Annotated in this window: 18 protein-coding genes and 1 pseudogene; 3 read left to right on the plus strand and 16 right to left on the minus strand. The window is 53.9% G+C overall.

Annotated features, from left to right (window positions below; genetic code table 11):
- Positions 1 to 102: 102 nt before the first annotated feature.
- A complete protein-coding gene (locus ACIPDS_RS13905; RefSeq protein WP_400736831.1) occupies positions 103 to 1,134 on the minus strand; it encodes an oxidoreductase in 1,032 nt (343 codons plus the stop codon).
- Positions 1,135 to 1,398: 264 nt separating this feature from the next.
- Here ACIPDS_RS13905 and yhhY point away from each other — a divergent pair, with 264 nt between their 5' ends.
- Positions 1,399 to 1,899 carry an N-acetyltransferase gene (gene yhhY, locus ACIPDS_RS13910; RefSeq protein ID WP_400736834.1) on the plus strand — a complete coding sequence of 167 codons (501 nt, stop codon included), beginning with the start codon at positions 1,399 to 1,401 and terminating at the stop codon, positions 1,897 to 1,899.
- A 51-nt stretch (positions 1,900 to 1,950) separates the two neighbouring features.
- On the opposite strand, the gene ACIPDS_RS13915 is transcribed toward yhhY, so the two are convergent.
- The 3 genes from ACIPDS_RS13915 to ggt all read right to left on the minus strand — a co-directional run bounded on the left by ACIPDS_RS13915 (position 1,951) and on the right by ggt (position 6,561).
- Entirely contained in the window at positions 1,951 to 2,634 is a 684-nt protein-coding gene (locus tag ACIPDS_RS13915; RefSeq protein ID WP_400736837.1) for a DUF2931 family protein, read from the minus strand.
- Positions 2,631 to 4,625 (minus strand): type VI secretion system tube protein TssD, encoded by a 1,995-nt coding sequence (tssD, locus tag ACIPDS_RS13920; protein WP_400736840.1) that lies wholly within the window; start codon positions 4,623 to 4,625, stop codon positions 2,631 to 2,633. Before tssD ends, ACIPDS_RS13915 begins: the two co-directional genes overlap by 4 nt.
- A gap of 196 nt (positions 4,626 to 4,821) precedes the next feature.
- A complete protein-coding gene (gene ggt, locus ACIPDS_RS13925; RefSeq protein WP_400737608.1) occupies positions 4,822 to 6,561 on the minus strand; it encodes a gamma-glutamyltransferase in 1,740 nt (579 codons plus the stop codon).
- A gap of 122 nt (positions 6,562 to 6,683) precedes the next feature.
- Between ggt and ACIPDS_RS13930 the strand changes: the two are divergent.
- Positions 6,684 to 6,998: pseudogene (locus tag ACIPDS_RS13930) on the plus strand (DUF2756 family protein); the annotation flags it as partial.
- Between the two features lie 8 nt (positions 6,999 to 7,006).
- On the opposite strand, the gene ugpQ reads toward ACIPDS_RS13930, so the two are convergent.
- The 11 genes from ugpQ to livK all read right to left on the minus strand — a co-directional run bounded on the left by ugpQ (position 7,007) and on the right by livK (position 18,068).
- Positions 7,007 to 7,747, minus strand: a complete 741-nt coding sequence (gene ugpQ / locus ACIPDS_RS13935) for a glycerophosphodiester phosphodiesterase (protein ID WP_400736843.1) — start codon at positions 7,745 to 7,747, stop codon at positions 7,007 to 7,009.
- Entirely contained in the window at positions 7,744 to 8,814 is a 1,071-nt protein-coding gene (locus ACIPDS_RS13940) for a sn-glycerol-3-phosphate import ATP-binding protein UgpC (RefSeq protein ID WP_400736846.1), read from the minus strand. The genes ugpQ and ACIPDS_RS13940 overlap by 4 nt, the downstream gene beginning before the upstream one ends.
- Before the next feature lie 2 nt (positions 8,815 to 8,816).
- Entirely contained in the window at positions 8,817 to 9,662 is an 846-nt protein-coding gene (gene ugpE / locus ACIPDS_RS13945; RefSeq protein ID WP_166515409.1) for a sn-glycerol-3-phosphate ABC transporter permease UgpE, read from the minus strand.
- Positions 9,659 to 10,546, minus strand: coding sequence for a sn-glycerol-3-phosphate ABC transporter permease UgpA (gene ugpA / locus ACIPDS_RS13950; RefSeq protein WP_166515408.1), 888 nt, complete (start codon positions 10,544 to 10,546; stop codon positions 9,659 to 9,661). The genes ugpE and ugpA overlap by 4 nt, the downstream gene beginning before the upstream one ends.
- A 189-nt stretch (positions 10,547 to 10,735) precedes the next feature.
- A complete protein-coding gene (gene ugpB / locus ACIPDS_RS13955) occupies positions 10,736 to 12,052 on the minus strand; it encodes a sn-glycerol-3-phosphate ABC transporter substrate-binding protein UgpB (protein ID WP_400736850.1) in 1,317 nt (438 codons plus the stop codon).
- Between the two features lie 296 nt (positions 12,053 to 12,348).
- The gene (locus ACIPDS_RS13960; RefSeq protein WP_400737611.1) at positions 12,349 to 13,095 is read right to left on the minus strand and encodes a hypothetical protein; all 747 of its coding nucleotides are present in this window, start codon (positions 13,093 to 13,095) and stop codon (positions 12,349 to 12,351) included.
- 110 nt (positions 13,096 to 13,205) lie between these two features.
- On the minus strand, positions 13,206 to 13,919 hold the full coding sequence (gene livF, locus ACIPDS_RS13965; protein WP_400737614.1) for a high-affinity branched-chain amino acid ABC transporter ATP-binding protein LivF: 714 nt from the start codon (positions 13,917 to 13,919) through the stop codon (positions 13,206 to 13,208).
- Positions 13,920 to 13,936: 17 nt separating this feature from the next.
- Positions 13,937 to 14,704, minus strand: a complete 768-nt coding sequence (livG, locus tag ACIPDS_RS13970; protein ID WP_400736853.1) for a high-affinity branched-chain amino acid ABC transporter ATP-binding protein LivG — start codon at positions 14,702 to 14,704, stop codon at positions 13,937 to 13,939.
- Positions 14,701 to 15,981: a high-affinity branched-chain amino acid ABC transporter permease LivM gene (locus tag ACIPDS_RS13975; protein WP_400736856.1), complete on the minus strand. Its 1,281-nt coding sequence runs from the start codon at positions 15,979 to 15,981 to the stop codon at positions 14,701 to 14,703. Before ACIPDS_RS13975 ends, livG begins: the two co-directional genes overlap by 4 nt.
- Positions 15,978 to 16,904, minus strand: coding sequence for a high-affinity branched-chain amino acid ABC transporter permease LivH (gene livH / locus ACIPDS_RS13980; protein WP_062775580.1), 927 nt, complete (start codon positions 16,902 to 16,904; stop codon positions 15,978 to 15,980). The genes ACIPDS_RS13975 and livH overlap by 4 nt, the downstream gene beginning before the upstream one ends.
- A 54-nt stretch (positions 16,905 to 16,958) precedes the next feature.
- Complete coding sequence (gene livK, locus ACIPDS_RS13985) at positions 16,959 to 18,068, minus strand: high-affinity branched-chain amino acid ABC transporter substrate-binding protein LivK (RefSeq protein ID WP_166515402.1); 1,110 nt, start codon at positions 18,066 to 18,068, stop codon at positions 16,959 to 16,961.
- 443 nt (positions 18,069 to 18,511) lie between these two features.
- Between livK and panM the strand changes: the two genes are divergently transcribed.
- Positions 18,512 to 18,883: an aspartate 1-decarboxylase autocleavage activator PanM gene (gene panM, locus ACIPDS_RS13990; RefSeq protein ID WP_400736861.1), complete on the plus strand. Its 372-nt coding sequence runs from the start codon at positions 18,512 to 18,514 to the stop codon at positions 18,881 to 18,883.
- Between the two features lie 155 nt (positions 18,884 to 19,038).
- Here the strand turns inward: panM and livJ are convergent, their stop codons facing one another.
- Positions 19,039 to 20,142: a branched chain amino acid ABC transporter substrate-binding protein LivJ gene (gene livJ, locus ACIPDS_RS13995; RefSeq protein ID WP_400736864.1), complete on the minus strand. Its 1,104-nt coding sequence runs from the start codon at positions 20,140 to 20,142 to the stop codon at positions 19,039 to 19,041.
- Positions 20,143 to 20,503 lie beyond the last annotated feature (361 nt).

Below are 20,503 nucleotides of genomic sequence, written 5' to 3' on the forward strand. Positions count from 1 at the left end.
ATGAAACAAGTTTGGACGCAAACTGCCTGGGATGATAGTGGGTGAAAATTGACGCCTCTAGTCAAAAAATATGAATAAGATGCGAGGCGTCAATACGCTTATTTACAGAGTAATGGTCGCTGGAGATGGCTGGGCGAACCCGCGCTCAAGGATCTCCATGTTCGTCAGAGCATCAGATTCACTGACGAAGTTATCCTGATCGTGAACCAGAGTTTGATACAGCGCATCGTACACGCGGCCATAATCCCCGGTTTCAACGGCGATCTCTTCACGCACCGTGTTTCCTTCGTCATCCACGTATTCCAGAATACCCACGCTGCTGTCCGCGCCAAAACCCGGCTCGCCCGGCATAATATTGGCCTTGAGGCTGGTTTCCTGCTGATCGATACCGTATTTGATAAACGATCCCTTATGGCCGTGGACAATAAATTTCGGGTATTCGAGCTTCACCAGATGGCTGCTTTTGACGATAGCTTTCAGATCACCGTAGAACAGTTGGGCTTCAAAGGTATCATCAGGATTGGCTTTATTGCGCAGATGACGGATGTCGTAGGCGACATGCTGCGGGCGGCCGAATAGCGAAATAATCTGGTCCATGGTATGTACACCCAGACCGTAGAAGACGCCATCCTGCGGCAGACCGGGTTTGCCGCCGTCCACCGGACGGTAATTGTCGAAGTGGCTTTCTATTTCAACGATCGTTCCCAGCTTGCCGCTTTCAATCACTTTTTTGGTTGTCAGGAAGCAGGAGTCAAAACGACGATTCTGGTACGGCGAAATCGTCAGGCCTTTGCTTTTCGCCAGCGCAAACAGCTCTTTTGCTTCGGCAAGCGTTGGCGTGAAAGGTTTTTCCACCAGCACGTTTTTTCCGGCTTCCAGCGCTCTTTTCGCATAATCATAGTGGCTATCAGCGTGGGTGCAGACCACCACCAGCTTCACCTGCGGGTCGTTTAAGATGTCGTCAAGCTCGCTGGTAAAGTGGATGTGCGCATACTGCGGCAGCTGTTCATCCGGCTTCGGGCTGCGACGATAAATATGCGCGACGTGCCAGTCCGCTTTGCGGTGGAGAACATAAGGAAGATGGTAACGGGTGGCGCTTTTGCCAAAGCCGATGAAGGCGCAGTGTAGGGTCATGGTTCAGTCCTTTTGAGTGTTTGCTGAATACCATAACGTAAAGACAAAAAAAAAAGCCAGCTTAAAGCTGGCTAAAGTAATACTGGAAGCAATGTGAGCAATGTCGTGCTTTCAGAGGCTCCGCAAGGATGCCCTGAATGCAGGACAATAATAATCATTCTCATTCGCACTTGTCCAACAATTTTTGCAAAAAAAAGCGCATTGACGCAAATTTCAAAATCAATGATGTTAAAAGGGACTTTTCATCCACAAAGGAAACGAAGAATGAGTGACATAGTGATACGCCATGCTGAACCGAAAGATTACGACGCTATCCGTCAAATCGGCGCCCAGCCGGAGGTGTACCACAACACGCTACAGCTACCTCATCCTTCAAGCCAGATGTGGAATGAGCGACTCGCTGACCAGCCAGGGGTTAAACAGCTGGTCGCCTGCATTGATGAACACGTGGTGGGCCACCTCGCTCTGCAGATCCCGCAACGTCCACGCCGTAGCCACGTCGCCGATTTTGGCATAAGCGTTGATGCGCGTTGGCACAATCGCGGCGTTGCCAGCACGTTAATGCGCACCATGATTGATATGTGCGACAACTGGCTGCGGGTGGATCGCATCGAATTGACCGTTTACACGGATAACACCCCGGCGTTGGCGCTGTATAAAAAATTCGGCTTTGAAATTGAAGGCACCGGCAAACGCTACGCGCTGCGTAACGGCGAGTACGTGGATGCGTACTTTATGGCACGGTTAAAGCCTTCTCTTATCTAAAACTTAGGGCGGAAAACTCGAATACTCGGGTTTTCCGCCTGTGAAGGCTGTTTACCACTCCCCATAAGGGTAGGTTTTTCCTTTCATTGAATCCTGTATTTCCTGGGAGTAGCGGTAGTTGCGCAGAAAATCGCTGTCGGCACCGTTTTTGCAGATGGTGAGGTCAGCGCCTGAGACGGTGCTGATTTTGTAGGGGGTAAAGGCGATGGCGGGATAGTCATTGATATCCGGAAACCAGGTTCTCACTTTGCCGCCAGGAGAAAGGCCAAACAACATATTACGATACCAGATAGGCTCGCCATTCCGACGGACATGCGCAGCAGGAGTCTTCATTCGTAGCCAGATAATGGGCGAAAACATCACACTGGTTTCATAGGTTTTTCTATCAATGAAGGAATCCCAGCAGAAAATCATGTACTGAGGAGGCATTTTTACGTTATTAAAATTTACGCTGCCACCGTGGGGCCATTCTGTCCATGATGTTACCGAGTCAGGATCACGGGATGTCTGGTCTAACGTACGGAAGGTATATAGCCGGCCGTCGGTATCAAGCACTCTGACAAGACTCACCTCAGCCGGTAGCTGCCATGGGGTAATAAACGAAAAGCTCCACTTCCCATAAGGTAATGACCAGTCACCACTAGCGGCCTGTTTCGACTGTACTGGATGAGTGGCAGGCTGATTGCAGCCTGCCGTCACGATTATCGCCAGTATCAGGGTTTTAGGTAATCTCATTGTTTTATTCCATCCATGTTATATATCGTTCGTCTCCAGTCCTTATCAGGTCGATTCACAAACCCTATCGTCTCCGAAGCAGAGGCACCGCCCCGGATCTCTCCAGACTGATTTTCCATCACGGCGTTCCAGTTTGCCGAGCAATGGATATAAGAGCTGGCAATAGAGTCAACCTCTTCGGGGCTAAATCCAGGGGCAGAGGTCCGTGAACGCGCTGCTTTACCCAAAGCTTTTGCCTTTTCGCAGAATGGGATGAGCGAGGCTGGCATTTCGGTTCCTTTTTTTCGTTCAACATCGTCAAACAGCACTCCTGCCTCCTTAGCCGCATCCAGCATCACCCGTAGCGCCACCATCGACCAGTCGTGTTTGACAATCCGGTGGCGCAGCGCCAGCGCGGCAAAAGTGCGTTTTTGCATTTGCCCATAGCGGTCGGCGGGTACGAAGCCATCTTCCCAGGTTTGCGTGGTAACCGTATTGGTGCGAACGATAGGAGCAACAGCGGCAGAACGTTCCAGTTCTGGCAGTTCGGCAGCCGTCCGCTGGTACACGCGTGAGCGCTCGCTAGGCGTGTCGGCGGGTAACGTTTCTACTAATGGGCGGGAGAGGAAAAGATCTTCGCGAGTTTGCGGTAGGTAACCTCCGCCGATATCCGAATGCGCCCCCGGCAGGGACAACTCCGGCCAGGCGGGAGCGACGCTATTTAAGGCAAAGTTATAGCGGCATTCATTCTGGGCAGTGATATGAAAAACCTTCTGTGCCACGCCGGGACGAAGGGCAAGATTAACGTCCCCCGTATCGGCACTGTGCGGATCCATACCGTTTGCCGGTGTTCCAATCGCCGCGACGGTATCAAACAGACCGATAAAGCGGGTTTTACCTGCGGCTGTTCCGGTGTACTCGTGCTGACCCATTCCCGAAGCAATCGCGTTGATAATGGCACGGTCTTCACACTGGATGCGGTTGGCAAAATGGCGCGCCGCCGCTGCGCCACGGCTGAAACCAAAGAGATCGAACAGCAAAGTATCGACAACAAATTTACCTTTTAAAAGATCTACGGCTGCCTGTATTGCTAACTTAACCTGTCGTACCGCATCATCTGTTTTCGCAATCACCCCACACTCCGCCAGGCCAAGCCCCATTCCTATCACACTATCGGGCTTACCCGCCTGAGTGCCGATACCTTCAACATAAATTGCCTGTTGTAGATAACTCTCCATTGTGGAAAATGTCTGGCTATACAATTCACTCAACCAATGAATATTCGTGTAATACCCCGCGTAACTAGTCGCTTCGGCCCCACTGAGCCCCATTAACTCTGACGCGCTGCGTTTAAGAATGCTTTCCGCATCCGGGCTCGCAAGGTCAAAACCCTGTGCCGAGCACGAAGCCAGCATATTCTCCGTATTGGCCGCGTTATTGCCCGTGCCGTCGAAAAAGATCCCCAGCACCAGCGTGACATGACGTACCGGCGGCTCTTCCGGGGGTTTTGGCTCAGGCGAAATAGGTGTGGGTGGAAACAGTCGGCTATAATTCTCCGGCGTGACCAGATAATCAAACTCCGTGCCGGCCATCAGATGGCGGCTGTGAATATAATCATAATTCACAGTAATATATTCGTAGTGTAACGTATCGACATCGACTCGAGTTTCAATAGCGCTTATCCTTGCGCCTCGAACCTCAATAAGGTAATACTTTTCCATTCGGCCAAAACGATTAATACGATAAATACTAAACACCATATTTAATGATTCATTGTTATTAATCGCATTCATCAGCAACGGCGAACTTTTATCGATAATTTTACAAAAAGTTATCCCCTGGGCATTAATTCCCGCCCCGGTGCTGCTAAAACCCTTCGTCAGACTAAAGACAAAAATCTCATCTTCATGCCCCTGCTGGTAACGATTGCCGACCGATGCCTCAGAGCTACAGTCTTTTGATATTTTCCCCTGAGCCTCACCCTCAATCGTCAAATACATAATATCGCTCATCGCTCACCCGCCTATGATCATTTAATTGCCATAGAGAGTAAGGAACATTTCAAGGAAATAACCCGCCAACGGTCAAATATAAATACAATTTAAGTATCATTAATGATAACAACACATCATCACCAATATTTATAAGAATATAAACAGTTAATATATTCAGAAAATAAATACGGCCCAAGCCGGGCCGTCGTGAAATTTAATATCCTGCGGTTAAATCATCCGGTGAACGAGGATCCGACGCACCGTACAGCGTACCATCCGGGCCCACCATAATGCTTTGCGTACTGCCCATCGCCTCTTTTACCACCACTTTCTGTCCCTTGCCTTCCAGCAGCTTCAGCGTGTCCGGGCTAAAGCCCTTCTCAACGCGTAGCTCATCCGGTAGCCACTGATGATGGAAGCGCGGCGCATTGGTGGCTTCGGCTACGTTCATGCCGAAATCCACGGTGTTCACCACCATTTGCAGTACGGTGGTAATAATTCGGCTACCGCCCGGGCTGCCGGTCACCAGCCAGGTTTTACCGTCTTTCACCACAATAGTTGGCGACATCGACGACAGTGGACGCTTTTTCGGCCCCACGGCGTTAGCATCCCCACCCACCAGCCCGTAGACGTTGGGAACGCCCGGTTTGGCCGAGAAATCGTCCATCTCATTATTCATCAAAATGCCGGTATTACCCGCCACAATACCGGTGCCAAAGGTCGTGTTGAGCGTATAGGTCACCGCCACCGCATTACCGTCTTTATCCACCACCGAGAAGTGGGTGGTCTGGTTGCTCTCATACGGGGCCAGTTTACCCGGTTTTATCTCACTGGACGGTTTAGCCTTGTTGAGGTCAATCTGCTCAGCAATCGATTTGGCATAGGCTTTGTTGGTCAACGCCTGCCACGGGACCTTCACAAAATCCGGGTCGCCCAGATATTCCGAACGGTCGGCATAGGCCTGTTTTTCCGCTTCGGCCATTAATTGCATCGCGTCGGCGCTACCGAAACCATACTTATGCAGGTCGAAGTTTTCGAGGATGTTTAGGATCTGCACGATATGAATCCCGCCGGAGGACGGTGGCGGCATAGAGAAGACTTTATAGCCGCGGTATTCGCCGCTAATCGGCGTACGCTCAACCGCTTTGTAGTTGGCTAAATCCGCTTTACTCAGCAGCCCGCCGTTGCTGTGCATCTCATCGGCAATCTGTTCGGCAATGGCTCCTTTGTAGAAAGCATCCGGGCCGTTTTGGGCAATTAACGTCAGGCTTTTCGCAAGATTAGCCTGCACCAGCTTATCGCCTTGCTTTAGCGGCTCGCCATCTTTCCAGAAAATCGCTTTACTATTGGCATGATTCGGCAGCACTTCACTGCCGTAGGTTTTGAGGTCATCGGCCAACGCGCTATTGACGATAAAGCCGTCCTGCGCCAGTTTGATGGCGGGCTGTACCACTTTACTCAGCGGCAGAGTGCCGTATTTCTCAAGCGCCAGCGAGAAGCCCGCCACGGTACCCGGCGTGCCGGAGGCCAGATGTGAAGTCAGCGATTTCTTAGCATCAGGGTTACCTTCGCCGTCGAGGAACATATCGCGGGTCGCCTGCTCCGGCGCCATTTCACGGAAGTCTATCGCAACGGTTTTACCCTCTTTCGTGCGCAGCATCATAAAGCCGCCGCCACCCAGATTCCCCGCTTGAGGATGCGTGACCGCCAGCGCGTATCCCACAGCAACCGCAGCGTCTACCGCATTGCCGCCCTGACGCAGAATATCGACGCCCACCTGCGTAGCCATCGCATCTACCGATGCCACCATCCCCTGCTGGGCGCGAACGGGATGGAATACGTCTTCCTCCACGCCATAGGAGACGGGTGGAGGTGGTGCAGAGACCGCGCTAAAACAGCTTCCTGCGAGCAGAGCAGCAAGCGCCACCCGGCATAAAAATGTCGGCTTTATCATTAGCATAATTCTCCAGAGTGAAGGGGGAAGCCCCGCACTAAGCCTGGTTCAAAATGCTGAAATAATCCTCGTTATTGCCGGAACGGAGTAAACTTAAGCGATCCCTCAAAGGAGCAAACACGATGAAGCGATTACTGATCCTGACGGCACTGCTGCCGTTTACCGCACTGGCCGCACCGTTGAATATCGATAACAACCCGAACCAACCGGGTTATGAGATTCCAAGCCAGCAGCGGATGCAGTCGAAAATGCTAAACCAGCAGCAGCAAAATAAAGGAATGTTGAATCAGCAACTTAAGACGCAGACGCAGCAACAGCAGCAGCATCTGCAAAATCAGATGAATAACAATCAGCAGCGCATCGAGCAAAACCAGCCAGGAATGCTCAATAGCCCTAAACAGCCACAGCCGCTGCCCAGTTCGAACGGCGGCATGTTGAAGCAGTATTAAGGCTGGAAGTTCGGGCCAATCACGTCAATCGCATCGGTACAGATGCAATTCACTCCCCAGCGCAGCAGCTGTGCCGCACGCTGGGGAGTATTCACCGTATACACCAGAATCTTCAGCCCCGCCGCGCGCAGCGCATCGACCCTTTCTTCATCCAGTAAACGATGATTGAGATGGATAGAGACGCAGCCCAGGCGCGTGGTGAGTTCACGCCAGTCGTCGCGCCACTCGTCGAGCAGCAGACCGCGCGGCAGTTCCGGCGCGGCAAGCTGTGCCGCTTCCAACGCATCAATCTCAAACGAGGACAGCAGCGGCGGCGTCATATCAGCCCACAATTCACGCGCTGCCAACGCAACCACCTTCCCCGTTAGCAGTCCGGTGCCGGTGGATGGTTTAATCTCAATATTGGCCATCATGCCATGTTGGCGACAACGCTCCGCCACCTGCGAGAGCAGCGGTAGCGGCTCCCCCTTAAAACTACTGCTAAACCAGCTACCGGCATCTACACGTAGCAGGTCCTGCCAGTTCAGGTTGCCCGCGACGCCCCAGCCGTTGCTGGTGCGTTCGAGGTTGTCATCATGCAGTAAGAAAATCTCACCGTCTTTCGACAGCTTAGCGTCAAACTCGATCATCAAATGGCCGTAGTGCGCGCCAACATCAATCGCCGCCAGGGTGTTTTCCGGTGCCAGCTTACCGCCGCCACGGTGAGCGACGATATGGGGATAAGGCCAGTTACTCATACACGTAATCCTGTTTCACCTTCAAAGAGATGCAGATGGTCATCTGGAATATGCAGCCACAGCGTGGTACCTGCATTTGGACGTAGCTGATGCGGCAGCCGCACCACCATTTTTTGTTCGCCAAACCGTCCATGGGCCAGATTATCGGCCCCTAAAATTTCCAGCGTCTCCACGACCATCGGCACGCCGTTTTCCGCCTGCGAGCTTAGCGCAATATGTTCCGGGCGGATACCCAGCGTCATGCGTTGCCCGGCAAATTGCGCGCGCGAAACCGGTAGCGGGAGCTGCATACCGTTTTCCAGCACCAGGCGCGTCCCGGAATCATCCATCTTCCCCTCCAGCAGGTTCATCGCCGGGCTACCAATGAAGCTTGCCACAAAGCGGCTGGCGGGCTTTTCGTACACTTCCACCGGGGTGCCAATTTGCTCGGCAACCCCTTTGTTCATCACCATGACCCGCTGGGCGAGCGTCATCGCTTCCACCTGATCGTGGGTGACGTACAGTGAGGTGGTTTTCAGGCGACGATGCAGATGCTGAAGTTCAAGGCGCATCTGCACGCGCAGCTTGGCGTCGAGGTTGGAGAGCGGTTCGTCAAATAAAAATACCGCCGGATCGCGCACGATGGCGCGGCCCATTGCCACACGCTGGCGCTGTCCGCCAGAGAGTTCGCGCGGACGACGTTTTAAAAGCCCGTCCAGTTCCAGAATACGCGCGGCTTCCTGCACCTTCTCAGCGATGTGCGCTTTGCCCATGCCGCGAATTTTCAGGCCCCAGGCCATGTTCTCTTCCACGCTCATATGCGGATACAGCGCATAGTTCTGGAACACCATCGCAATCCCGCGATCTTTCGGCTCCATATCGGTTACACGCTTGCGGTCAATCCAGATATCACCGCTGGTCACCCGCTCAAGCCCCGCCACCATCCGCAGCAGCGTCGATTTCCCACAGCCCGATGGGCCAACCATCACAATAAATTCCCCGTCCGCCACGTCCAGCGTCAGCGGTTGGATCACCTGGGTTTTGCCGTCCCAGCTTTTGGTTACTGCCTGTAGTTTTAAACCAGCCATTTTTATTTCTCACTATCGACCAGGCCACGCACAAACGCGCGCTGCATGGCTAAAACGATGACAACCGGAGGGATTAACGTCAGCAGCATTGCTGCCATAACCTGATTCCATTGCGTGGTGCCTTCACCGGTAGCGATCATCCCTTTGATACCCGCCACGGCGGTGCCGAGATTAACGTCGGTGACAATCAGCAGCGGCCACAGATACTGGTTCCAGCCGTAGATAAAGGTGATAACAAATAGCGCCGCCAGATTGGTTTTTGACAGCGGCAGCACGATGTCGCGGAAAAAGCGCATCGGTGACGCGCCGTCAATGCGCGCCGCTTCAATCAGCTCGTCCGGCAAGGTCATAAAGAACTGGCGGAACAAGAACGTCGCGGTGGCGGAAGCCATCAGCGGCAGAGTTAAACCCGCGTAGCTATCGAGCATTTTCAGATTGGCGATGACCTCCACCGTCGGGAAAATACGTACCTCAACCGGCAGCATCAGAGTGATAAAAATCATCCAGAAGAACAGGTTACGCAGCGGGAAGCGAAACCAGACAATGGCGAAAGCAGAAAGCATCGACACCGTGATTTTGCCCACCGTAATGGCAAATGCCATGATGAAGCTGTTGAGCATCATCAGCCAGAATGGGGCGCTGTTGACGCCGACGCCGTTGACCCAAATAGCCTTGATGTTCTCAAGCAGATGGCTGCCGGGGATAAGCGTCATTGGCGTTTCGAATACCGCTTTGTTGTCCAGCGTCGCCGCCGTAAAAGCCACATATAGCGGAAACAAAATCACGATAATGCCGAGGATAAGCATGGTGTGGCTGAATATCGTCAGCCCGCGACGGTTCTCAATCATTGGTAGCGCACCTTTCTTTCCACGTAGCGGAACTGCACCACGGTCAGGATGATGACGAGGAACATCAGCACCACCGACTGCGCGGCAGAGGCCGAGAGATCAAGGCCAGCAAATCCTTCGCGGTAAATCTTGTAGATAAGCGTGGTGGTGGCCTGCACCGGCCCACCGGCGGTGGCGGCATCAATCACCGGGAAGGTGTCGAAGAAGGCATAGACCAGATTCACCACCAGCAGGAAGAAGCTCACCGGCGCAATCAGCGGCAGGGCTAGCTTAAAGAAGCGGCGAATGGGGCCTGCACCGTCAATGGCAGCGGCTTCCACCAGAGAACGGGGAATGGACTGTAGCGCAGCGAAGAAGAACAGGAAGTTGTAGCTTATTTGCTTCCACACCGAGGCAAAGACCACGAGAAACATCGCCTGGCCGCTGTTCTGCGCGTGGTTCCAGTCATAGCCAAACTCGCCGAGGAAATGGGTAATCAGCCCGCGTCCGGGGTTAAACAGGAAGATCCACAGCACGGCGGCCACCGCCGGTGCAACCGCGTAAGGCAGCAGCATCAGCGTTTGATACAAACGGCTGCCGCGCACCACGTAATCCACCAGGGCGGCGAAGAAGAGCGAGACCAGCAGGCCGCTAACCGTCACCATCGTGCTGAACTTAATGGTCGTCCAGAACGAGTCGAGGTAGTAGCCGTCATGGAACAGGGTGATGAAGTTATCCAGACCAACGAATTCGCTGGAAAGGCCAAAGGGATCGACGCTTTGCAACGAGTACCACAGCGCTTCGCCCGCGGGCCAGATAAAGAAAATAACGGTGATGACCAGCTGTGGCGCGACTAACGCGTAGGGCAGCCAGCGGGATTTAAACACCGGACGGGATGAGGACATAGTTAAACTCTGCGTTGGTTTCCCCTCACCCCGGCCCTCTCCCCAAAGGGGCGAGGGAGGAAAGACAGCCTGTGCACTCTCTCGCAGACAGCGCCAGACAATCCCCTCTCCCCTATGGGGAGAGGGCTAGGGTGAGGGGTTTATTTCGCGTAGGCCGGGTAAGGCGCAGCCGCCACCCGGCATTTCACATTAAGACTTAGTCGACTTCTCAAAACGACGCAGCAGCTGATTTCCGCGCTCAACCGCAGAATCCAGCGCCTGCTGAGGCGTTTTCTTCCCGGTCCACACGCTTTCCAGCTCCTCATCCACGATAGTGCGGATCTGCGGCATATTGCCCAGACGCAGCCCTTTGGTGAACGGCAACGGTGGTTTGTTCAGCATCTGACGGGTCGCGATGTCGGCACCCGGATTTTTGTCATAGAAGCCCTGCTGACGAGTCAGGTCATAGGCGGCGGTGGTAATCGGCAGGTAGCCGGTTTTCTGATGCCATTCGGCGGCAATTTCCGGCTTCGCCAGGAACTCGAGGAATTTCGCCACGCCGGTGTAGGTTTCTTTGTCTTTACCCTGCATCACCCACAGGCTTGCCCCGCCGATGATGGCGTTCTGCGGCGCGCCTTTCACATCGGCGTCGTAAGGCATCATGCCCACGCCGTAGTTGAATTTGGCGTACTCGCGGATAGCCGCCAGCGACCCAGAAGAAGCGGTAGTGATCGCGCATTCACCGCTGTAGAACTTCTCGGTGGATTCGTCTTTGCGCCCGTAGTAGCTAAAGTCGCCCTTCTTGTTCAACGCTTCCAGCAGCGCAATGTGCTTAACCTGCTCCGGCTTGTTGAACTCCAGCACCGCATCAGTACCGTCGAAGCCGTTATTTTTGGTCGCGACCGGCAGGCCGTGCCAGGCGCTGAAGTTTTCAATCTGGATCCAGCCCTGCCAGCCGCTAGCGTAGCCGCATTTCATACCCGCCGCTTTCAGCTTAGCGGTGTAGTCGGCCAGATCCTGCCAGGTTTTCGGCGGCTGGTTCGGGTCTAAGCCGGCTTTTTTGAAGGCGTCTTTGTTGTAATAGAGCACCGGCGTGGAACTGTTAAACGGTTGGGAGAGCAGGTGACCGGTTTTCGCATCGGTGTAGTAACCGGAGACGGTCGGCACAAACTGAGATTCATCGAACTTGATCCCGGCATCCTCAAACACCTGATACACCGGCTTAATCGCTTTGGACGCCATCATGGTGGCGGTGCCCACTTCATACACCTGCAAGATTGCCGGTGCATTGCCGGTACGGAAAGCGGCAATACCCGCGCTCAGGTTCTGCTCGTAGTTGCCTTTGTATACCGGGGTAATTTTATAGTCCGGGTTGGCGGCGTTAAAACGCTGCGCCAGAGAGTCAACCTCTTTCCCCAGCTCACCTTCCATTGAATGCCAGAATGGAATGGTGGTCACTGCCATTGCCTGGCTTGCAAAGGCGAGGCTCATTGCCAACCCTAAAGCTGTATGTCGTAACGATATCATCGGTTATCTCTCTTTTTGTGCCGGGATGCGCGATATCACGCGTTTTATGTTCGCGGGGGTAACATGACATGCTCGAATGACAGAAAAATAACTTTTTTATTACAAAAAAAAGATAGTAAGGCGACAATGGTATGGCAAGGCGGTGACGGTTCGAAGAAGGGAAAGTGGGAGCTGTGGCACGTATAGAGTGGATATGAGTCGCCAGATGGTGGCGTTACGCCTTATCCAGCCTACGGAAGACGGTAGGCCGGATAAGATGCGCCAGCATCGCCATCCGGCATGATTCTATAGCAAGCTCAACGAACGGTGCTCTGCTTTAGCTTTTCGTTTGCCATCTGGATCCACTGGCGATGAAACTTACGGTATTGCGGCCGGGAGCGCTTAGCGATGTTAATTATCGCCACATATTGTTCGTTAGCTTCACGTAAGCGTTGTGCATTCAGCAGCATCTCGGCATAGCGAATACGGGCTTCGGGGCCGGGAAAGTAGTCAATCAACACCGCAAACTCTTTTTCGGCCTCATCGTATTTTTCCTGCGCGCCGAGCGTACGGGCAAAAAGAAGATGGCCTTCTGAGGACTGAAAATCAGGATTATAGCGGATGATATCTTCAAGAGTTTGCTGGCAAGCGGCAAACTCCTGCGTGGCAAACTCCGCCTGCGCAAGATTGAGCATCATCGGCGCTTCATGCATGAAAATCCCGCTTAATGCCAGCCGATAATGAGGAATTGCCTCATGATAGCGCCCAAGACGCGCCAGTTCATTTGCCAATAAGTAGTGGTTTTGATTGGTTTGGGCGATAGCCAGTTCTTCGGTCAGCTTGCGCAAATGACGCTCTGGATTGATTTTATCTACCAAGCGCATCATCAATGTGCGGCCGTGGCGCTCCGCGCTTGTTGTCGGCAACATAACCATGAAGAAATAGATAATGCATCCCAGACCCGGGAAGCACAGGATGATGAAAATCCAGTATCGATCTTGTCCTGAACGATAAGCATGGACACAACAAAGCAGTTGAAACACTGCCACAAGAGCAAAATGCATTACCTTTCCCTGTAATAAAAAAATCCCTGACGAGTATTTAAACCTCCTGATGTTGTGGGACAAGTCTGTATCCAGACTCCCCCGGCAGCGCAAGGCTGCCGGGGGTAAAATTAACCGCCGAGGTACGCGCTTCTCACCGCTTCGTTTGCCAGTAGCGCATCACCGGTGTCCTCAAGCACGACATGACCGTTTTCCAGCACGTAGCCACGGTCAGCCAGCTTAAGCGCCTGGTTAGCGTTCTGCTCGACGAGGAAGATGGTCATGCCCTGTTCACGCAGTTGTTCGATGGTATCGAATATCTGCTGGATGATGATTGGCGCCAGCCCCAAAGAAGGTTCATCAAGCAGCAGCAGACGCGGCTGGCTCATCAATGCGCGACCAATCGCCAGCATCTGCTGTTCGCCGCCGGACATGGTGCCCGCACGTTGAACTCGTCGTTCATGCAAGCGTGGGAACAGGTCGTACACCCACTTGATACGTTCCTGAAACTGGTCACGTTCGGCAAAAAAGCCGCCCATTGCCAGGTTCTCTTCCACGGTCATGCGGGAGAAAACGCGGCGGCCTTCCGGGACAATCGCCACCGCCTCACGCATGATTTTCGCCGTCTGCCAGTCGGTAATATCTTTATCATCAAAGACAATCCGCCCGCTGGTGGCGCGCGGGTCGCCGCACAACGTGCCCAACAGCGTCGTTTTACCCGCGCCGTTAGCACCGATGAGGGTCACAATCTCACCCTGATTTATGTGCAGACTGACATCATGCAGCGCCTGAATCTTACCGTAGTGGGCGCTAACTTTATCGAACGATAACATCACTTTATCCATTTTATGCGTCGCCCCCATTATGCTTCACCTAAATAGGCGCGGATCACGTCCGGGTTGTTCCGGATTTCTTCCGGCGTACCGTTGGCCAGCGGGGTCCCCTGGTTCACCACGTAGATGCGATCGGAAATGCCCATCACCAGCTTCATATCGTGCTCAATCAGCAAGATAGTGGTGTTGTGATGGTTGCGCAGCTCGGCAATCAGCTCGTCCAGCTCTTTGGTCTCTTTCGGGTTAAGACCCGCCGCCGGTTCGTCCAGCATCAGAATTTCCGGCTGCGTGACCATGCAGCGAGCGATTTCCAGCCGACGCTGGTCGCCATAGGCCAGGTTACTGGCCTGACGGTTAGCGTGTTCCAGCAGGCCAATACGCTCAAGCCAGGTGGCGGCGCGATCGAGCGCTTCGCTCTGCGCACGGCGGAAAGCTGGCGTTTTCAGCAGGCCGGAGAAAACCCCGGTTTTCAGTTGCTGATGTTGCGCCACCAGCAGATTTTCAATCACCGTCATTTCACGGAACAGACGCACGTGCTGGAAGGTTCGCACCATGCCCATACGGGCAATTTGCTGGCCCGGCAGCCCTTCAAGGTGCTGGTCGCGCAGCATAATGGTGCCACCGGTCGGTTTATAGAAACCGGTCAGGCAGTTAAAGACCGTGGTTTTACCGGCGCCGTTCGGGCCTATAAGCGAGACAATCTCCTGAGGGTGCAGCTCCAGCGCCACGTTGTTGACCGCCAGCAGGCCGCCAAAACGCATCATCAGGCCGTTAACGGATAATAATGGCTGACTCATGCCTGCTCTCCTTCTTTCGCTTTCCCGCTTTTCAGTTTCAACTGTGGACGGGTCATCGGCAGAAGCCCCTGTGGACGCCAGATCATCATCAGCACCATCAAACCACCGAGCATCAACATGCTGTATTCATTGAAGTCACGCATCAGCTCGCGCGAGACCACCAGCAGGATAGCCGCGAGGATCACCGCAAACTGCGAGCCCATGCCGCCCAGTACCACAATCGCCAGCACGAAGGCCGACTCGGCAAAGGTAAAGGATTCCGGGCTGACAAAGCCCTGACGCGCGGCAAACAGCGTCCCGGCAAAACCGGCAAACGCGGCACTGATGGTAAAGGCGGTCAACTTGATGCGCGTCGGGCTGAGACCCAGCGAGCGACAGGCGATTTCATCTTCACGCAGCGCTTCCCACGCCCGACCCAGCGGCATACGCAGCAGACGGTTAATGACAAACAGCGAGAACACCACCAGCAGCAATGCGACCAGGTAGAGGAAAATCACGCGGTCGGACGGGTCGTACTTCACGCCGAAGAAGTTGCTGAAGGTATCCCAACCGCCTTCACGGGCGCTGCGGCTAAATTCCAGGCCAAAGAAGGTCGGTTTCGGGATCTGGCTGATACCGTTCGGGCCGCCAGTGACTTCGGTATTGTTCAACAGCAGAATCCGGACGATCTCACCAAATCCTAAGGTCACAATCGCCAGATAGTCACCGCGCAGGCGCAGTACCGGAAAGCCGAGCAGGAAGCCCGCTGCGGCCGAGACCAGCCCCGCCAGCGGCAGGCAGGTCCAGAAGCCCAGCCCATAATAGTGATTCAACAAAGCAAAGGTGTAAGCGCCAATGGCATAGAAGCCGCCGTAGCCCAGCACCAGCAGACCTGACAGCCCCACCACCACGTTTAAGCCCAGACCAAGGATGATGTAAATCATGGTCAGGGTGGCGATATCCACCGTGCCGCGCGACACCATAAACGGCCACGCCACGGCAATCACCAGCAGCGCGATCAGGAACAGCTTTTGCTTTACGGTTGAGCCGTCAATCGCGGGCAGAATAAACTTCGGCCCGGAAACGCTTCTGAACCCTTTATGGAACAGCGGGCGCAGCATCTGAAATAAGAACACCACCGCCGTGCCGATAAAGATCCACTGCCAGCGGATATCCGCCGCGCTGCCCACCACCAGTTTGGTGCCGTCGAGCTGCAGCTGAACGCCCATAAAGACGCCCGCCAGCACAAAGAACATCGCCGCCGACAGCAGCGCCATCGCAAATTGCATCGGTTTCATACTTTCTCTACCTCCGGGCGACCCAGGATGCCGGTCGGCATCACCAGCAGCACCACGATCAGCAGCGCAAACGACACCACGTCTTTGTATTCCGTACTCAAATACGCCGACGACAGCGCTTCTGCGATGCCGAGGATCAGCCCGCCAATCATCGCCCCAGGAATGCTACCGATGCCGCCAAGCACCGCGGCGGTAAAGGCCTTCATCCCGGCCATAAAGCCGATGTACGGGTTAATCACGCCGTAGAACTGGCCCAGCAGCACGCCCGCCACCGCCGCCATCGCCGCGCCGATAACGAACGTCAGGGCAATCACGCGGTCTGTATTAATCCCCAGCAGGCTCGCCATTTTCAGGTCTTCCGCACAGGCACGACAGGCGCGCCCCATGCGCGAATAACGGATAAACAGCGTCAGCGCCAGCATGGCAACAAAGGTCACAATCCAGATAACCAGCTGCATGGTGGTAATAGATGCGGAGAAGTTCTCGCTGCTGCCGACAATCCACTGACCGTTAAACAGACTCGGCAGCGCCACGTCGCGCGAGCCTTCGGTCAGGCTGACGTAGTTTTGCAGGAAGATAGACATGCCGATGGCGGAGATGAGCGCAATCAGGCGTTTGGAGCTACGCACCGGGCGGTAGGCTACCCGTTCGATACTCCAGCCATAGGCGCTGGCAATCACAATCGCCCCGACGAAGCCCGCCGCTACCAGCAGCCAGCCGGTGTCGATGCCCATCATCATTAGCGCGGCGATGATCATAAAGGAGACATAACTGCCGATCATGTACACCTCGCCGTGGGCGAAGTTGATCATGCCGATAATCCCGTACACCATGGTGTAACCGATGGCGATCAGTGCATAGGTGCTTCCCAGCGTAACGCCGTTAAACATCTGCTGCACAAAGTAGAGAACTTGCTCTGACATAAATTAGCCTTTTGCTACCCCCGCGGATCTACGCCCGCCGGGGGAAAATGAAGGTTACTTCGCGACCGTAGACGAGCCGTCGGCATGCCACTGGAAGACACCAAATTCAAATCCTTTCAGATCGCCTTTGTCATCCCAGGAGAGCGGCCCAATCACCGTTTTTGCGCCATGCGCTTTTAAGTCTTTAATCAGCGCCAGAGGATCGTCGCTGCCGGTACGTTCCATGGCGGTAGCCAGAGACTGCACGGCAGCATAGGTGATCCACACATACGGGCCGCTTGGATCTTTCTTCTGCGCTTTCAGAGCCTCGACGATAGCGCTGTTTGCCGGATCCTGGTCATAGCGTTTTGGCATGGTCACCAGCATGCCTTCACCCGCATCCCCCGCGATATTCGACAGCGAAGCGTTACCCACGCCCTCAGGCCCCATAAACTGGGTTTTCAGACCGACCGCGCGCGCCTGGCGCAGCATCTGGCCCATTTCCGGGTAGTAGCCGCCGTAGTAAACAAAGTCGATATTCTCTTTTTGCAGACGGGCGAGCAGCGCAGAGAAGTCTTTTTCACCGGCGGTAATGCCGTCAAAGAAGACCACATTGGCTTTCGCCGCTTTCAGGCTTTCCTGTACGGAGCGCGCCAGACCTTCACCGTATTGCTGTTTGTCATGAATGATAGCGATGCGCTGAGGCTTCACTTTTTCGACAATATATTTTGCTGCCGTCGGCCCCTGAGAAGAGTCGAGGCCAGCGGTACGCATGATGTATTGATAGCCACGCTGGGTCAGTTCCGGGTTGGTTGCGCCCGGGGAGATCATCAGAATGCCTTCGTCTTCATAAATATCGGAAGCGGGCTGCGTGGAGGATGAGCACAGATGGCCGATAACGTATTTAATGCCGTCGTTGACGATTTTGTTCGCCACCGCCACCGCTTGTTTTGGGTCACAGGCGTCGTCGTACTCTACGCCGACCAGTTTGTCACCCTTGATACCGCCTTTAGCGTTGATGTCTTTAATCGCCTGACGCGCGCCGTTGAACTCCATGTCGCCCCACTGCGCGACCGGGCCGGACATCGCCCCTACCACCGCAACCTTGATATCGTCAGCCATCGCCGCCTGAGACATAGCCAGCGCGATCATCCCTGCGATTACTGTTTTTGTATTCCTTTTCATACTTCGGGATCCCCATTCGTGATGTCGTGTTTACACGTCATAGCGTGTATATATTTTGTAATTACATGGTTAAAAAGCATTCTGTACTTTTACTATACAACGCTATTTTTGCCATTATCTTTAATGGGTTAGCGGAGCTTTTTGACCAAATACAGACTAAATTCTCTATTTTTCAGTCTATTAAGAAAAGATAATATTCTGATTTTTACCATAGATAAACAAAAATAAGTCCACTTTACAGCATAAAATAACGACACAAAGAGCCGAATAAAACGCTGGTTATCAGGTTAAAATACTGGGTATTTTTCGATCCATAATGTTTCAAACTGCCTGCGTCGGTATCGAAAAATTAATCACCTGTCTGAAGCGCCAAAAAGAGAAAGCTTTCAGCAGAATAAATTGAGTACACTGACCGCAACTTTTTAGATTTGAGCACGCTGCAAATGAAACTGACCATCATCCGTTTAGAAACCTTTAGCGACCAGGACAAAATCTGCCTCGGGAAAATCTGGCCCACTTCTGTTCCTGCCGAACAGTCGCTTGATGACACACATCGTCTGTATGCCGCCCGCTTTAACGAGCGTTTGCTGGCCGCCGTGCGCGTGACGCTGAGCGATACCCAAGGTTTGCTGGAGGATTTATGCGTACGCGAAGTTACCCGTCGCCGTGGCGTGGGTCAGTATCTGGTGGAAGAGGTGATGCGCGATAATCCGCAGATTAGCCGCTGGGTTCTGACGAAAGCGAGTCTGGAAATGGCGGAATTTGCTAAAGCGTTAGGGTTCGTTTTACAGGGTGAAGATTGGGTTAAAGAGTAGAGCCCGATCCCGACGGCGGATAACGCTCGAGCGGGAGTGGTCTCATGTAGGCCTGATAAGCGCAGCGCCATCAGGCAGCGCAGCGGCTATTGCCGGATGGCGGCGTGCGCCTTATCCGGCCTACGGTTGGTGCAGTTCAGTTGCCCAGCAACCTCTTACTTCGCGTCGGTCGCCGTGCCGTTGGCATGCCAGTTGAAGATACCGAACTCAAAGCCTTTCAGGTCACCTTTCTCATCCCATGACAGCGGCCCCATCACGGTATCGACGGTGCTGGCTTTCAGGTATTTGGCAATCTCGGCCGGATCGTCTGAATGGTTCAGACCCGCTTGCAGAGATTGCAGGGCCGCGTAGGTTGTCCAGACGAATGCGCCGCTCGGATCCTGTTTCTTCGCTTTGATCGCATCTACGATAGGTTTGTTCGCCGGAACCTGATCATAGTTCTTCGGCTTAGTCACCAGCAGGCCTTCGGCTGAGTCGCCCGCAATATTAGACAGCGACACGTTCGCTACCCCTTCTGGCCCCATAAACTGGGTTTTCAGACCCGCTGCACGCGCCTGACGCAGGATCTGCCCCATTTCCGGGTGATAACCGCCAAAGTAGACGAAATCGATATTTTCTTTCTTCAGACGCGCCACCAGCGTGGAGAAATCTTTTTCACCGGCGGTGATGCCGTCGAAGAAGACCACGTTAGCGCCGCCCTTCTTCAGACCGTCCTGCACAGAACGCGCCAGACCTTCACCGTACTGCTGCTTATCATGCACGATAGCGATGCGCTGCGGCTTCACTTTATCGATGATGTATTTTGCCGCCGTTGGCCCCTGGTCGGAGTCCAGGCCGGTGGTGCGCAGGATCAGTTTATAACCACGCGCGGTCAGCTCCGGTGCGGTCGCTGCTGGCGTGATCATCAAAATACCTTCGTCTTCATAGATATCAGACGCAGGCTGAGTAGATGAGGAGCACAGGTGGCCGATAACGTACTTGATACCGTCGTTCACCACTTTGTTTGCCACGGCCACCGCTTGTTTCGGGTCGCAGGCATCATCATATTTGACGATTTCCAGCTTATTGCCCTTGATGCCACCCTTGGCATTAATATCAGATACCGCTTGTTCCGCACCGCTAAATTCCTGATCGCCATACTGCGCAACCGGGCCAGACATTGCCCCCACGACAGCAATTTTAATATTTTCTGCGAATGCCATATTGCTGAATGCCAGTGCAATACATCCTGCCAGTAACGCTTTGCCCTTCATATTCATCCTGAGGTTCCCCATTGTTATGGTTATTGCATTTGTTGTGATGTTGTTATTTAGCACATTATTCTTATATCACTCTTACGATGAGTATAAGATATTAGTATCGAGGGAGTATACGGGTGCTTTTTCAGCATACTCTGCTAAAACATACCCCATTTTTATGGAATTGAAACGTTTATTTTGATGGATTTGTAACGTAAAAATGACAGATTAGAGCGGATGAAATGTTGGGTGTATTCCCGGCGGCGGGGGGGGGGGGGGGGGGGGCCGGGGCGGGGGGGGCCCCCCCCCCCCCCCCCCCCCCGGGCGCCGGGAGATCGAGGTCTATGAGCCCGGCTACCCGACTCACCCCGGCGGAGGCGGG

The organism is Kluyvera sp. NPDC087067, assembly GCF_044745165.1.
In the GTDB taxonomy this organism is placed as follows: domain Bacteria; phylum Pseudomonadota; class Gammaproteobacteria; order Enterobacterales; family Enterobacteriaceae; genus Kluyvera.